Source organism: Planctomyces sp. SH-PL62, assembly GCF_001610895.1.
In the GTDB taxonomy this organism is placed as follows: domain Bacteria; phylum Planctomycetota; class Planctomycetia; order Isosphaerales; family Isosphaeraceae; genus Paludisphaera.
Genome location: NZ_CP011273.1, coordinates 1,941,284 through 1,956,187, shown reverse-complemented (window position 1 = coordinate 1,956,187; position 14,904 = coordinate 1,941,284). Strand labels below are relative to the sequence as shown.

The 14,904-nt window shown below is 69.4% G+C and carries 12 protein-coding genes and 1 pseudogene; 7 read left to right on the top strand and 6 right to left on the bottom strand.

Annotation, left to right across the window (positions count from 1 at the left end):
* Nucleotides 1-23 precede the first annotated feature (23 nt).
* The 5 genes from VT85_RS07495 to VT85_RS07480 form a co-directional block, all read right to left on the bottom strand.
* Complete coding sequence (locus VT85_RS07495; protein WP_197491151.1) at nucleotides 24-767, bottom strand: sigma-70 family RNA polymerase sigma factor; 744 nt, start codon at nucleotides 765-767, stop codon at nucleotides 24-26.
* 85 nt (nucleotides 768-852) lie between these two features.
* Nucleotides 853-1,950: an esterase/lipase family protein gene (locus VT85_RS07490; protein WP_068412781.1), complete on the bottom strand. Its 1,098-nt coding sequence runs from the start codon at nucleotides 1,948-1,950 to the stop codon at nucleotides 853-855.
* The gene (locus VT85_RS07485; protein WP_068412779.1) at nucleotides 1,947-2,630 is read right to left on the bottom strand and encodes an MgtC/SapB family protein; all 684 of its coding nucleotides are present in this window, start codon (nucleotides 2,628-2,630) and stop codon (nucleotides 1,947-1,949) included. The genes VT85_RS07490 and VT85_RS07485 overlap by 4 nt, the downstream gene beginning before the upstream one ends.
* A gap of 21 nt (nucleotides 2,631-2,651) precedes the next feature.
* Nucleotides 2,652-3,386, bottom strand: coding sequence for an HRDC domain-containing protein (locus VT85_RS27435; RefSeq protein WP_231871511.1), 735 nt, complete (start codon nucleotides 3,384-3,386; stop codon nucleotides 2,652-2,654).
* Nucleotides 3,387-3,520: 134 nt separating this feature from the next.
* Nucleotides 3,521-5,605 carry a RecQ family ATP-dependent DNA helicase gene (locus VT85_RS07480; protein ID WP_156512728.1) on the bottom strand — a complete coding sequence of 695 codons (2,085 nt, stop codon included), beginning with the start codon at nucleotides 5,603-5,605 and terminating at the stop codon, nucleotides 3,521-3,523.
* A gap of 1,301 nt (nucleotides 5,606-6,906) precedes the next feature.
* Here VT85_RS07480 and VT85_RS27430 point away from each other — a divergent pair.
* Nucleotides 6,907-7,551, top strand: a complete 645-nt coding sequence (locus VT85_RS27430) for a hypothetical protein (RefSeq protein WP_156512727.1) — start codon at nucleotides 6,907-6,909, stop codon at nucleotides 7,549-7,551.
* A 34-nt stretch (nucleotides 7,552-7,585) separates the two neighbouring features.
* On the opposite strand, the gene pyrE is transcribed toward VT85_RS27430, so the two are convergent.
* The gene (gene pyrE, locus VT85_RS07470) at nucleotides 7,586-8,167 is read right to left on the bottom strand and encodes an orotate phosphoribosyltransferase (RefSeq protein WP_068412767.1); all 582 of its coding nucleotides are present in this window, start codon (nucleotides 8,165-8,167) and stop codon (nucleotides 7,586-7,588) included.
* A 268-nt stretch (nucleotides 8,168-8,435) separates the two neighbouring features.
* Here pyrE and VT85_RS07465 point away from each other — a divergent pair, with 268 nt between their 5' ends.
* From VT85_RS07465 to VT85_RS07440, 6 genes and pseudogenes are all read left to right on the top strand, one after another.
* A complete protein-coding gene (locus VT85_RS07465; protein WP_068412765.1) occupies nucleotides 8,436-8,639 on the top strand; it encodes a hypothetical protein in 204 nt (67 codons plus the stop codon).
* Nucleotides 8,640-8,803: 164 nt separating this feature from the next.
* Nucleotides 8,804-10,156: a phosphoglucosamine mutase gene (gene glmM / locus VT85_RS07460; protein WP_231871475.1), complete on the top strand. Its 1,353-nt coding sequence runs from the start codon at nucleotides 8,804-8,806 to the stop codon at nucleotides 10,154-10,156.
* Nucleotides 10,153-10,878 (top strand): HAD family hydrolase, encoded by a 726-nt coding sequence (locus tag VT85_RS07455; protein ID WP_068412763.1) that lies wholly within the window; start codon nucleotides 10,153-10,155, stop codon nucleotides 10,876-10,878. The genes glmM and VT85_RS07455 overlap by 4 nt, the downstream gene beginning before the upstream one ends.
* A gap of 19 nt (nucleotides 10,879-10,897) precedes the next feature.
* Nucleotides 10,898-11,191: pseudogene (locus tag VT85_RS29970) on the top strand (Imm53 family immunity protein); the annotation flags it as partial.
* 171 nt (nucleotides 11,192-11,362) lie between these two features.
* Nucleotides 11,363-13,435 carry a flagellar basal body P-ring protein FlgI gene (locus tag VT85_RS07445; protein ID WP_082858424.1) on the top strand — a complete coding sequence of 691 codons (2,073 nt, stop codon included), beginning with the start codon at nucleotides 11,363-11,365 and terminating at the stop codon, nucleotides 13,433-13,435.
* A 652-nt stretch (nucleotides 13,436-14,087) separates the two neighbouring features.
* Complete coding sequence (locus VT85_RS07440; protein ID WP_068412753.1) at nucleotides 14,088-14,663, top strand: helix-turn-helix domain-containing protein; 576 nt, start codon at nucleotides 14,088-14,090, stop codon at nucleotides 14,661-14,663.
* The last annotated feature ends 241 nt before the right edge of the window (nucleotides 14,664-14,904 follow it).

The window sequence follows — 14,904 nt, the reverse complement described above, 5'->3', positions numbered from 1 at the left end:
GGCTGGTATCGAATCGGGCTTGCTCAGGCGGTCTCGCGGCGATCGTTCTCGGCGCGGGCCTGGGTCTGGGTGAACGCCTCCAGCTCGTCATGACCGTTGCGGAGGTGGAGTTCCAGCTTGCGGAGGGCCTTGTACTTCTCGTCGCTGACCCGGTTCACGGGGATGCCCAGGTCGGTTCCGATCTCGGGGACGGACCAGCCGCGCATCCAAAGCTCGACGATGCGGTCCTGTCGGGGCGAGAGGACGGCGCGTCGGGCCGATTCGAGGATCTCGCCGAGTTCCAGGCGCTCGCGTTGGCGTTGGTCCGTATCGGGGGCCGGGAGGGCGAGGGCGTCGATCGGCTGGTGCCGTTTGGCCCGTTGCACGCGCTTGCGCACCATGTCGATGGCGCGGACGAGTTCGCGGCGTTCGGGCGTGTCATCGGAGAGGACCTGGCCGAGGTCGAGCCGGCCGTCGCGCGCCTTGGTGAGGAGGCGGCAGCAGACTTCCTGGGTGCAGTCGTCCCAGAGCCGGGGGTCGAGCCGGGCGTTGCGCCAGCAGACCGTGCAGTAGCGCTGGATGTCGCGCACGAGGTCCGTTTCGGACGCCTGGGCGGTCAGGGCGGCCAGGCCGATGACCAGGGCCATCGCGGCCGGTCCGGCCTTCGCCTTGTAGGAACGCGCCAGCACGCCCGGGCCGTTTTCGGCGGCGGGCTGCGACGCGGAGCCAGGGGCCTTGATGTCGTCCTTCATGATGGGTGCGGAGTGTGCTTCGTGCTGGGGGTGCAAGGTTCGCCGTCGTCCATCTAGAGACGATTGTCGGGACGTTCCTCGCCGAAAATCAACCCGATGCGGATCGATTCCTGACCCGGTTCTACCTAACCTCCGATGGAACCGCAAGTTGAAATCCGGGGGCATCGTCCTTCCCGGGGCTCGCAGCGTCGGCCAGGATTCGTCGAAGGCGGGCGATGGCCGCGGGATTCTCCAGGCAGAAGTGGCCCGCCGGGACGATGGTCTCGGACGCGACGCCGTCCAGGTGGGCGCTCGCGAAGGCCACGATGCCGTCGTCGCCGCCGGGGCCGAGAGGGCCGTTCTTGACCGGGATGATCGAGTGCATCGCGACCGACGACGGCGGCGTCAGGGCGAGGAGGTCGGCGAGGGTCGGCGAGTCCCAGCGCATCTGGTCGATGCTGGTGACCAGGCCCGTTCGGAATGAAGCCTTGAAGAACTCGGGCGGATTCGCGGCGATCAGCCTCGCGTACGCCTTCATCAGCGGGTCGGGCTTGCGGACCAGTCGGGTGGCGACGTCGTGCAGGAGCCACTGGTCGGCCGTCCCTCCCCGGTGGGGGGTGGCGATGAACACGACCGTCCGGATCTCCGGCCGCGCCCGGAAGATCAGGGTTTGCCGCGCCAGGTCGGCGTCCCCAGAGTCGCCGGCGAGCTGGTCCGGGGTGGAGTCGCTGGCGTGTCGCCAGAATCGATCGCCGCTGTCGACGGCCACGAGCTTCGCCAGCAGGCCCCCCATGCTGTGGCCAACCACCACCATCCGGTCGAACGCGTGGTCGGACCGGTCGGGGTCGAGCCGACCGCGCGCCTCGTCGAGCGCAGTCCGCAGTTGGTAGGCCGAATACGGGAGCGGGTCGCCCGATGCGTAGCCGAACGTCCAGAACTGGTAGGCGGCCGCGACTTCGCGGTCGGCCTCCAGGGCGCGGATCATCGGCTCCCAGCAGCGCGGGCCGATCCAAAGGCCGTGGATGAACACGACCGGGATCTTCCCCGGCTGGTGGGGCGAAGGGATCGACAGGCCGATGGAGTCGAAACGGAGCCGATTCGGGATCGGGGCGGATGCCGAGGGGATCCTGGCCTCAAGGGACGTCGCGTTCAGGTCCTCGCCTCTCGTGCTCGATCCCCCGAGGCCGATCGCCGCGGCGACGACCCATCCCAGGCCCCAGGCCCCAAATCGTCGCGTCATTTCACTCTCCCGCTGTAAGACACCTCGAGCACCCCCTTGGTTTCCTGGATACCGGCCGTCAGGGCCAGGAGTTCGGCGTCGGCGATGCGATCGACGGTCGCGTCGATGCGGAGGCCCGCCCGACGTTCGTCGGGGCGGATGCGGTATTCCAGCACCTCCAGGCCCGGCTTGACGAACGCCTCGTCGACCAGCCGCACGGCGGCCTCGCGGCTCTCGACGAGGATCGTGATCGACCTCGAGACGGGTCGGCCGCGAAATCGATCCTCCACCCACCTCAGGGCTGTGAGGACGATGAGCGCGACGGCGGTCGCGGCGACCGCCGCGAGGTAGAGGCCGCCGCCGACCGCCAGCCCCACCGCGGCGACCGTCCACACGCTGGCCGCCGTCGTCAACCCGTGCACCGCCTCATGGCGACGAAGGATCGCCCCCGCGCCCAGGAAGCCGATCCCGGAGACGACCTGCGAGGCGACTCGCGACGGGTCGAGCCGGACCAGCGACGGCCTCAGCACCTCGTCGAAGCCGCGGCTCGAAACGATCATGAACAGGGCCGAGCCCAGGCCGACGAGCATATGGGTGCGGAGTCCGGCGGCCTTGTCGGCCCGGAGCCGATCGATGCCGATCGCCCCTCCGAGCAGCGCGGCGGTCGTCAGGCGGATCAGCAACTCCCAGTTCGACATCATCGCCCTTTCTCGGCGCTCGGGTCAGCGGCCCGTCCGGCAGACGCGGAAGAGGGGCCAAAGATGGGCGCGGTCCGCCGGTTCGGCGGGGGCCTCGCCTTCGGGATGCTCGGCCATCCAGGCGTCCCACTCGGCGACGACCTCGGCCGGCGCGATCGCCGACGGGTCCAGCGGCTTCCCCCGGCGGACCATCCAGACCAGATGACGGGCCACGACCGACGCGTCCAGCCCCCGGATCGCCGCCGCTTCCTCGATCGAGAAGCCTCGATCCACCAACCGCCACGTCCACTCCTCGGTCGAGACCCGATCGGAAGCCGTCGAGGGGGGGGGCGAGAGGGTCGCGGCCGGTGGTTTCTCGGCCTGGGTCGCGGCCGGGGTCGTCACTCGGGGCGAGGGCGTCGGCTCCTCGGGCTTCGTCGGCCGGGGCTTCGACTTCGCTTCGACGGCCGTCGGCTGGACCGGGCTGGGCTCGGCGGGTTTCGGCCTGGGCGTCGGCTTCGCGACCGGTTCGTCCTCCATTTCGACCGGCGTCGGGGCCGGGGCGCCGGCGACGGCTTCGAGGAGGGCGTCGCCGTAGCGATCGATCCGGGCTCGGCCCAGCCCCTTGATCTCGCCGAGGGCGGCGGGGGACGTGGGACGTTGGCGGACGAGGGCCTCCATCGTCTGGTTGGTGAAGACGCAGTAGGCCGGTTGCTTGGACTCCTTCGCCCACTGCTGGCGGAGGCCCTTGAGTCGCTCCCAGAGCGGATCGCCGCTCAGGTCGGACGCTTCGGAGGTCTCGCGGGCTGGGGAGGACGAAGACCGAGTTGAGGAGGTCGAGGAGGCCGCCGGCGGGGCCGCCAGGCCGTGGACCGCGGCGAACTTGCGGGCGGCGTCGCGCGGGAGGGCCAGGCTCAGGGGGGGGCCTCGCGGTCGCGGAGCCAGGCCCAGCCGGCCTCGCTGAGCGAGACCACGGGCTTGAAGTCGGCGACGGCCTGGCTCTCGATCAATCCGACCCCCCCCAGCGCGTCGATCAGGTCGGCGATCTCGCGATGGGTCAGGCCGCTCTGGCGGAGGATGCCGAAGGTGCTCAGGGCTTGCAGGCCGCTCCGGGCCATCCGCTCGGAGTCCGACCCGGCGAGCATCTGGGCGACGGACGTCTTGCCGAACCGACCCTTGGCGCGGGCGACTCCCGAGAGGATCTTCTGGATGGTCTCACGAGCTTCGGGAGAGTCGACGACGGTGACGGCCACTCCCCCGCCGCCGTCGTCGGACCGGCAGTTGTCGCACCCGCCGCAGGGCTCCGAGAGGTTGGCCTTCTCGCCGAAGTAGCTGAGGATCAGCGACCGTCGGCAGATCGGGCTCATCGCGTACTGGGTCATGCGGTCGAGCTTCTCGTACTCGTGCCGCTTGCGGACGTCCAGCTTGCGGAAGTCGATATCCAGGTCGCGCGGCTTGCGGTCGCGGTCGATCACCCGCAGGGCGTTGCCCCGGAACGGCGGGATATAGTCGATCGGCAACTCGGCCGTCAGCCCCTTGACGGCCCGGTTGAGGGCCGCACGGTCGAGGCCCAACGCGGCGGCCAGCTCGTCGGGGCGGAAGTAGCAGGGCTCGCCCACGCGGCCCCTCGCCATCGCCTCCAGCCCCGCCAGGACCGCCCGCTTCACCGGCGCCTGCGCGCTGACGCGGTCCACCAGGCTCCCCTCGGCCTCCTCGGCCTCGAGATTGAAGCGGACGATCGCCATGTTTTCACGCGGCGAGAACTTTTCGATCGCCCCGGCGTCGTCCAGGATCTTGAGCGCGGCGCCCACCCCGGACTCCTTCACGTCCACGCCCGATCGCTCCAGGATCTGGGTCAGGGTCAGCTCGATCGGGTCGTCGTCGAGCGACCGCAGGAAGTCGTAGATCTGGTGGACGACCGGCTTGGGGGGGAACTCGTTCTCGATGAACAGCTCCTGGAGCCGCCGGTCGCCGGCCGAGTAGAGCAGCACGCAGACCGAGGCCCCGCCGTCGCGGCCGGCGCGACCGGCCTCCTGGTAATAAGCCTCGATCGTGCCCGGCATGTTGAAGTGGATGACCGAGCGGATGTCGGGCTTGTCGACCCCCATGCCGAACGCGTTGGTGGCGACCACCACGTCGGCGTCGCCGCTCATGAAATCGTCCTGGGCCTTCGACCGGGCCTCGCGATCCAGCCCGGCGTGGTAGACGACGACCTCCCGGCGCAGCTCCTTGGCGACGTAGCCCGCCACCGATTCGCAACGGGCCCGGCTGGAGGCGTAGATCACCGAGGGGCCGGGGAACCGCTCCAGGGTGCGGCTCAGCTCCTCGAGCTTGGCCTCGTCGCGGCCGGTCCGGGCCACCACGTAGCGGAGGTTGGGACGGTCGAACCCGGTGACGAAGAGTCGCGGGTCGATCAGGCCGAGCTGCTCGGCCACGTCGCGCTGGACGACGTCGGTGGCCGTGGCCGTGAGCGCGATGCAAGGAGGCGAGCCGATCCGCCGTCGGGCCTCCCCCAGGCGCGCGTAGTCGGGCCGGAAGTCGTGCCCCCACTGGCTGATGCAGTGGGCCTCGTCGATCGCGAGCAGGGCCGGGGGGACCCGTTGGAGCATCGCCGTGAAGCGGCCGCTGCGGAACCGCTCGGGGGCGACGTACACCATGTCGTAGAGCCCGGCCTCGATCTCCTCCATCCGCTGCCGTTGGGCGGCCGGGTCGATGGTGGAGTTCAGGAGGGTGGCGCGCACCCCGCGCGCGGTGAGGGCGTCGACCTGATCCTTCATCAAGGCGATGAGCGGGCTGACGACCAGCGTGAGGCCGGGAGTCACGACGGCCGGGAGCTGGTAGCAGAGGCTCTTGCCGCCGCCCGTCGGCATCACGCAGAGGACGTCCCGGCCCGCGAGGACCGACTCGATGACCTCGCGCTGTCCGGGACGGAAATCCCGCAGCCCGAACCGCTCACGAAGGGAGAGTTCCAGATCGACCGGCCCACCGACGAGACCCATGAATGCCGTTCCCCATGGACGCAAGCCTCGGCGTCGCCCCTCCACGCCGCGAACCTGGAGGCCGTCGCCGCCCTCTATTCTACTATAGACGGCGAGGCCCCGCTCGCGCCAGCCCCCACGAGAGGCGCGCGTCGGGCTCGAGTCGACGGAGGTCCCAAAAGAATCATGGTCTCGTCGCTTTTTTATTTGACAGGTGCGTTCCGGACCTGTAACTTTTGTCTTCGAGTCATCCGCTTCTTACAAAGCGGACGGGCTTCCGGCCCGATGTTCGAGGTGGGGCTGATCCCCATTCCCCTCCTGCATCGGTCCTCAGGCTTCAAATCTCGCCGACGTCATGGGGCTGTCCTCTTCAGGCGCGGTATTTGCTAGGATTCTGAGGCGTCTCAACCTCCGGGGATGAACCAAGACCTCGGCCTCAGATGCTCCTTCTCGAGTTCCCGTTCGACCGCCGATCTGGAAAAGGTGGCTATGCTCGTCGGCTCCTATGCGTACCAGGATGTAGTGGCTTTCTCCGAGGCCCCGCGAGCATACCGCGCAAGGAGGTTGGCCCATGCGGTTTCACATCGTACGATGGTTGGACCGAGGCCCCGTACTTGTTGACGCATACATCGGAATCGGCGATCCTTCGGTGGGTCCCTTCCTCCTCGCCTCGCCATGTTGGACGCCCGGCGTCTCTTGAGCTTGAGGCTTGCGATTCCGCTGACCGGGGACTCACCCGTCCCCCCAGCGAAGGATGTCTACGATCGACCACCTGAGGACGCCTCGCGTTCTTGCGGCCGACCGCCGCTTCACGAGGATCGGTCGTCTCCCCCCCGGCCCCGGGCCGGTGCGCTTTCTTTCCCGATACAGCCTCGCGTGCGAGACGAATCTCGCGAAATACAGGCCGATGATGGACTTAAGGACGATAGGCCAAGATATGAATTCCACCTCATCCTCCCGCTCCAACGGGTCGACCGTCGGGTCGTACCACGAGGGGCTTGAGCATCTGGAAAGTCGACATTGGGACCGGGCTCGCCGGAATCTCCGGCTGCTCTATAACGGTGGGGCGTTGGCTCCGGCGTCGGCTCAAGGTCAGGGTGCCAGTTCTCGCCAGCTCGTCGTCATCAATCCCAAGATCTGAACCCGAACTCGAACTCGCCCCCCGGCCGACGTCGCCCGGGTGTGTTCGCCTCTCCCGCCCGATACTCCCCTCCCCCCTCCCCCCTCCCCCGCCGCTCCCGCCATGCGGCCCTCGATGAGCCGGCCGTCGCTCAAGCCGTTACAGCGATGCTCCCCGAGGCTCGATAGACCAGACTATTGCCATGCTTGCCCACCAACTGGGCTGCACCACCGACTCGCAGGCAGTACGCGATTCGCTGAGCAAAGAAGCGAGGCCTGCCCAGTTTTCGCGCAAGGTCGGCGGTCGTGAAGGGCTCGGAACCTGGAAATCCGACCGGGAGGAGACGCCAGAGATCGGCCGGCTCGCCGACGATCTGGCCCTCGACGATGGACTCGAGGTGGCGGTCGGCGACGACATAACCCGGCCGCCGCCGCCTCGTCACGCGGATTTCCTCGACGGTCACCCCCAGAAACTCGATGCTGAGATTCGGGTCGGGGAGGAGGGGGGCCAGGCCGACGAGGTCGTCGAAGACGTCCGCGAACGTCCCGCGCCGGGGACTTCGCCGTCGGGAAAGGTCCGGACCGTCGGGACGATCGCGGCGGACGACCGTCCGGCGCAGGACGATGGGCTTCACCACCCGGACCCTATGGTTGGGAAGCAGGCTTCTCAGCTTGGGCTTCAGGCTTCCCAGCCCGCCGGACTGGATCTCGATCAGGACGCCCTCCTCGTCGACGGCGTCGATCCGGAACCCCTCCACGGCGACCTCGCAACGGCCGCCGTGGAGCGTTCCGAAATGTTCCTTCAACTGGCGATGCAGGCTGGTTTCCATTCCGAGGATCGTCCTTGATCGGGGGCCGGCCTCCCATCCGCCGTCGCGGCCGTCACGCGCGGGCGAGGGGCTCGACGCCGAGGTCGCGGATGTTCAGGAGGCTGCGGAAGGTCAAGCCTCGAGCGGCGAAGGTCTCGGCCGCCCCTTCGAGGCGGTCGAGGACGGCGACCACGACGGCGACCTTGCAGCCGAGGGCTTCGACGGCGTCGACGGCTTGCAACGACGAGCCGCCGGTGGTCGCGACGTCGTCGACGATCGCCACGGTCGAGCCCGGTTCGAGCGGGCCCTCCACGAGATTGCCGGTGCCGTGGGATTTGGTCTGTTTGCGGACGAGAAAGCCCCGCAGCGCGGGCATCCCGGATTCGGGGGCGAGCGCCAGGGCGGCTCCCACGATCGGGTCGGCGCCCAGGGTGAGGCCGCCGACGGCGGCGATCCCGGGATATTCGGCCAGCACGTCGAGGACGCCCCGGCCGATGAGCCTCGCGCCCTCGGCGCCCAGGGTGACCTTGCGGCCGTCGATGTAGTAATGCGAGCTTCGGCCGCTCGCCAGGGTGAACTGGCCGACGCGGAGGGCGTCTCGCTTCAGCAATTCGACGAGCGCGCCGCGGGGCTCGTCGTTCCTATCCACGGCCATGACCGCCGCGTCCTTTCCGGATGTCGAGGCAATTTCGGGTTGTGGGACTCAGGCCGTCCAGGCTAACACCGCGCGGCGGCCGATCCAAGTCCAGCGCCGTCGGTCGCCGTACCGGGATTCTTCGCTTGACAGCCCGCGCCGGGCGGGGCATCCTGCCCGCAGCACCGAGGAAGATGGCCGAACCGAGACGCGCCCCGCTACGCTCGCCCGAGCGGACGCCGGCCCGGCCGTCCGAGATCGTCCCGAGGCTCTCAAGGAGGAGAACGCCATGACCAGCGTCGTCGATTGCCCTGATCGAGTGGTCGCGTGCGTGGGGAGGATCGCCCGGGACGCCGCGAGGCCTGGGGTGGGCCTGGCCCTGGACCGCTGCCTGGAGGACGTCGAGGCCCTCCGCCGGGATCATCGGATCACGGCCGAGCAGCGCGAGGCCCTGCGCCTGATCCTGCTGGGGATCGGCCTGCACGCCGCCTGAGCGGGCGGGCTCTCGCGGGCGTCTCCAGGTCGTGGGGGCTGGGCGTCGCCGCCCCGCGCGCCGTAGACTTGTCGGCCGGGGCGTCGGTCGCGAACGCCCATCTGATTTTGCACCGAGGAATCTGGAAGGACGGCGGAGTCGTGAAGGGAACGCGGATCGCGAGCGTGTCCGGTATCCGGGGATGGGTGGGGGACGGTCTGGACCCGGCGGCGGCCCTGGAATTCGCGGCGGCTTACGCCAGCCAGTGCGAACCGGGGGCGATCGTCCTCAGCCATGACGGTCGGCTCACCGCGCCGGTGTTCGAGGCGGCGGTCGCGGCCGGGATCGCCGGCGTCGGTCGCGAGGTCTGGAAGGTCGGCGCGACCGCTACGCCGACGGTCGGGGTCCTCGTCCGCGAGCGGGGGGCGGCGGGGGGCGTGCAGATCTCGGCCTCCCACAACCCTCCCGAGTACAACGGCCTCAAATTCTTCCAGCCCGCCGGCATGGTCCTGAGCCCCGAGTCGGGCCGCGGCGTGCTCGACCGCTGGCAGCGCAAGGATTTCGCCTGGGCCCCGTTCGACGGCCTGGGGCGGATCAGGGAGCTGGACGATCCCGACGCGGTCCACCTGGAGCGGGTGCTCGGCGTCGTCGACGTCGACGCCATCCGCGCCCGCAAGTTCACCGTGGCGCTCGACGCCTGCCACGGCTCGGGGGGCCGGCTGGCCAAGGTCCTGCTCGAACGCCTGGGATGCCGGGCGATCGTCCTGGGGGGCGAGCCCGACGGCCGATACGACCACACGCCCGAGCCCACCGCGAAGAACCTGGCCGACTTCGCTCGCCTCGTCCCCGCCGTGGGCGCCGCCGTCGGCTTCGCGCAAGACCCCGACGCCGACCGCCTGGCGTTGGTCGACGAGCAAGGGCGTTACATCGGCGAGGAGCTGACGCTCGCCCTGGCCGCCGCCCGTCGGCTCGAACAGGCGACGGGTCCCGTCGTGCTCAACCTGTCCACCTCCATGACCACCGAGGCGCTGGCCCGCGAGCGGGGATGCCCGGTAATCCGCACGCCGGTCGGCGAGATCCACGTCGTCCAGGCGATGCTGGCGAACGGGGCGGTGATCGGCGGCGAGGGGAACGGCGGCGTGATCGACCCCCGCGTGGGCCTGGTCCGCGACAGCTTCGTCGGCATGGCCCTGACGCTCGACCTGCTCGCCTCGGGGCCGGCGTCGAAGCCGCTGTCGGCCTGGGTCGACGGGCTTCCTCGATTCGCGATGGTGAAGGACCAGTCCCCCCTGCCCCCCGGGCTCGGGCCGGACGCGATCGCCGGGCTCTGGGACCGGATCGCCGCCGCGAACCAGGGGGCCGAGGCCGACCGCCGCGACGGCCTCCGACTGACCTGGAAGGACCGCTGGGTGCATGTCCGCGCCAGCAATACGGAGCCGATCGTCCGGGTCATCGCCGAGGCCGCCGAGCCGGCCGACGCGCGCGCCCTGGCCGATCGGGTGGGTCGTCAGGTGACGGGCGGGGAAGATCGATCATGATCGAGAGGGGACCCAGGACCGAGGCCGAGGGGGGCTGGCCGACCTACGACGAGCCGCCTTCGGTGGCGTTCATCGACGTCGACGGCACCCTTCTCGCCGAGACGACGACGTATCTGTTCGCCCGCATCCTGATGCGCCGGGGTCTGCTCCGCCGGTCGTCGTTGCTCCGCGCCCTGTATCACGGCCTCCAGCACCGCTTCGGCCGGCTCGACTACGGGGCGCTGATCGCCTATGGGCTGAAGGGCATCGCCTCGATCCCGATCGTGGAGCTGGAGCGGATCGCCTACGAGAACTTCGTGGAGCACGTCAGACCCCGGCTCTATCCCGGGGTCGTCGACCACTTCAACGGCCTTCGCAAGATGGGGACGCCGCTCGTGCTGGTTTCGTCCTCGCCCGGGCTGGTGATCGAGCCTCTCCGCATCTTTTTGGGCTGCGCCGACTCGCTGACGACGAAGGTCGTGATCAATCGCGGGCGGCTGGTCGGCGTGGGGGGCGGCCCCCCTTGCTACGGCGAGGGGAAGCTCTTCTGGGCCGAGGAATGGGCCGCCCGCTACGGGCTGGCGATGGAGCGGGCCGCCGCCTACGCCGACAACTGGAGCGACCGCGCCTTGCTCGAACGGGTGGGTCGGGCGGCGGTGGTCCACCCCGGCTCGCGGCTTCTCAAGCTCGCCCGCGCCCGAGGCTGGGACGTCGTCCGACCGGGACGGCCCTCGCGAGCCTGACCGGAAGGGCGAAGGCGACCGAGAGCACCATCACGGCGTCGCGACCACGACCTGCGACAACCCCGGCTGGTGGGCGAAGATCGACCCCGAAGGGACCGAACTGCAAGGCCGTCCGTTCGATTCGATCGGATCGCCGAGGACGTCGATCCGGCGGGGTTCCCGCGAGGGGACCGCTGGCTGGATCGCCACGTCGAGGGCGGGGCCCGGCACGGGGCCGGCGGCGAGACGAGGCTTCCCGTCATCCTGCGAAGCTTCCCGGAATGGGCCGATCGCCGAGAAATGCGGTCGGGATGAAGTCCCGACTTCGCCTTGACGGGAGCCCTGGTCGGGACTAGATTCCGCCGAGAGTGGGTCCGAACTGGACCCGCGGCGCCTGCGCCACAGGGACGTGGGCGGGCGTATTTGCGCGAGTGACACGTCTTCATTCATCTCTTGAAGGCGAGTCCGGGGGTTCTCCCCGAGCGGTAGGCAAGGAGGCGGGTCCATGCGTCGGACAATCCCCAGGGCTTCCTGGGCGTTGGGTGCGTTGGTCGCGATCGCGGCCCTGGCGGGCAGTCAGGCCGGCGCGGGGCCTTTGAAGAAAAAGGCGGCGGCGGAGGGCGCGCCGAAGGTCGACGAGTCCGTCGGCGACCTGGCGTACGTCTTCCAGAACGGCGAAGTCGCCGTCGAGGGGGTCGGCCTGGTCTCCGGCCTGGACGGCACCGGCGGCGATGCCCCGCCGTCCTGGCATCGAGACCAGCTCGTCGATGAGATGAGCAAGGCGGGCGTGGAGCACGCCAGCAAGCTTTTGGAGAGCAAGCAGTTCGCGCTGGTGATCGTGCGGATGAAGATCCCGACCGGCGCCTCGCCGCGCGACCGCTTCGACGTCGAGCTGGAACTCCCCCCGGCCAGCTCGGTCAAGAGCCTGGCCGGCGGCTATCTGATGAACACCCGGCTCCGCGAGGTCCTCGTGGCCGGCGGCACGCCCAAGACGGGCAGCGACCTGGCGATCGCCGCGGGCCCCGTCATGATCGGCGACTCCAAGAATCCGGAGAATCCCAAGTCCGGCCGGGTGCTCGGGGGGGGGCGGGCCAAGAAGGACCACCCCTACAAGCTGATCCTCAAGGACAACCGCCGCTTCATCCGCAACGCCGGCATGGTGGAGAAGGTCGTCAACGAACGGTTCCATCAGAACGAGCGCGGGCAGCAGAAGGGGGCCAGCACGGCCAAGACCGACACCTACCTGGAGCTTCGCGTCCCGGCGGTCTACCACCAGAACCAGGAGCGCTACTTCCGCGTGGTCCAGCTTCTGCCGATGGTCGACACCCCCGAACTCCGCGAGCAGCGGCTGGCGTCGACCGCCCGCGAGCTGCTCGACCCCAAGACGGCGGGCGTCGCCGCTTTGAAGCTGGAGTCGCTCGGCCCCTCGGCCTCGCAGGCGCTGGAGGCCGGCCTCCAGAGCGACGATCCCCACGTCCGATTCTTCGCCGCCGAGGCCCTCGCCTATCTGGATGAGGCCAGCGGCGTGAAAATCCTGGGCGAAACGGCCGTCTCGATGAAGCAGTACCGGGCGTACGCCCTGGCCGCGCTCGCCGCCATGGAGGACGACACCGCCCGGGTCCGCCTCCGGCACCTGATGAACGAGGACGACATCGAGGTCCGCTACGGCGCCTTCAACGCCCTGCGGACCCTGGACCCGGGCGACGCCATGCTCGGCCAGGTCCGCATCCTCGACGCCCCTCCGAGCGAGGAGATCGACGAGGAGGCCACGGACGCGATGGCGATGTCGATCATCTCTCGCCGCCGTCCCCGTCCGGAAGACCCGTTCGCCCTCTACATCGTCGAGACCGAGGGGCCCGCGGTCGTCCACGTCTCGCGGTCCCGACGCTCCGAGATCGTCGTCTTCGGTCGCGGCCAGGATCTCCAGCCCCCGCTCGTGCTCGGCCAGGGGGACATCCTCCTCAACGCGGCCGACCACGACGACGCGGTGGACATCTCCAAGATCGTCCCCAGCCAATTCGGCGAGCAGGACGTGAAGGTCCGCAGCTCCCTGGAGATCGGCGAGGTCATTCGCCACGTCGCCCGCCTGGGAGCCACCTACCCCGAGGTCGTCGCGATCCTCGAGGCCGCCGAGAAGCAGAAGAACCTCCCCGGTCCTCTGTACATCGACTCGGTCCCCCAGGCGAACATGCAGTACCTGTCCAAGGCCCTGCTGGGCAAGGACGAGCTTCCCAAGGTGGACGATGAGGTCAAGCAGACCTCGGGCTCCTTCCTTCGGCGCATGTTCACGTTCCGCGGCCGGGGAGACGACGACGACAGCCCCAAGGCCGACAAGACCCCCGTCGCCCAGGCCGACTCCGACGACACGGCCGCCAAGGCCGACCCGGCTGCGAAATCCGACCCGGCGGCGAAGGCCGAGCCGGCCGAGGCGGAAGCGTCGGCGAAGCCGTCGACCGCCAAGAAAGATGACGCGCTCCAGAAGACCTCGGGCGAGCCCGCCGCAGCCTCGGACGACGAGCCGTCCCGGCGCGGCGGTCGGCCCCGGATCTTCGAGGTCTTCCGCCGTCGCGGCGAATAACCGCCAAGGCTTCTCCACGCCCCGCCACGCCCCCGAGGTCCCCTTCGCCGAGTCGACGCCAGCCGTCGCCCGGCGCGGGGCCTCCGGGCCCCCCGCCCCACCACGTCTCGACCTCCCAGGCCCCGGCCGCAGCCCCCCTTGCGACCCGCGCCACCCCTCGGATCATCCGGGGTGCGACGACTACTCTTTGTCGCTTCTAAAGTCCCAGGCCGCGCGGCTCGAATAATAGTCCTGACGGTCAGGTCCGCTACGGCAAGGAAGCGAGCGAGACGCCCTTGATGGTTGCGGAGTCGGACCGCCTTCCGCTTCGAACAGGAGTGGGAGGCCCCCCGAGCTTGCTCGAACCGGGGTGTCGGGTTCCCAAGGTCCTTCGCCAGCGATGGAGAAGGGCGGCGGGATCCGACATACGGCTTTTCAAAACTTGAGTCTTGATTCGAGTTGTAGGAACGCTGTCACCCGGGGCGATAAAGAACAGGGGAAGGGTCGGAGCGATTGGGAGGGATCTCGGCCTCGAACGAGACGCCGCCCCGGAGACGGGACGGTGGATCGCGAAAGCCTGACCCCTGCCGGCGCCAGCCGACGTGGTTCCTATCCGGAGGGAGGAGGAAGCCTCCGTGGCCTCGCACCCATCAGGGCGAGTGGAGTCCTCGAGATGAAAAAGGTGTTTACAACCGGCCAGGTCGCGAAGATTTGCAAAGTCGCGCCTAGGACCGTGAGCAAGTGGTTCGATTCCGGACGCTTGCGAGGATATCGCATCCCCGGCTCTCAGGATCGCCGGATTCCGCGGGAGCACCTCCTGCGGTTCCTCAAGGAGCATGGAATGCCCTTGGGCGATCTCGAGGCCGAGGTCTACAATAAGATCCTGGTCGTCGGGGCCGACGCCCCGCTCCAGGCCGTTCTCCGGGATCACCTCCGCGAAGGCGACGATTTCCGGATCGAGACTGCTGCGTCGGGCTTTGAAGCCGGCATCCGCGCCGAAAGCTTCCATCCCGATTGCATCATCATCGATATGGCCCTCGGTCGGATCGAGGCCGGGCAGATCGCGCAGAACCTGCGCAAGAGCCCGGACCATCAGTCGACCATCCTCCTGGCCTTGACCAGCGACGAGCCCGGCGAGGAGATCTTCTCGCTCGGATTCAACGACGGGTTCAAGAAGCCGTTCGACGGCGCCCTGCTCGCCGAGCGGATCCGTAGGCTGATCTCGCAGAAGAAGTCCGAAGAGCCCTGAGATCGGATCGCCGAGGGTCGCGCGTCGCTCCGGGGACCCGACGCCGACCCAGCCTAGCGGTTCTCCGGACGGTCGAGCCCGAGCGGCCCGCCCCCCCGACCTCTCAAAAGGTCGAGGAGGCGGGCGGCCCGGGCTCGCCGGCATTTCCGGCCCCCCCTGTTCAGACCCACGCGTCGGCCCGTACGATGGGGAGCCACGCCGACGCCACGCAGACGACGCGAGACCCCGACGCGATGCGCAA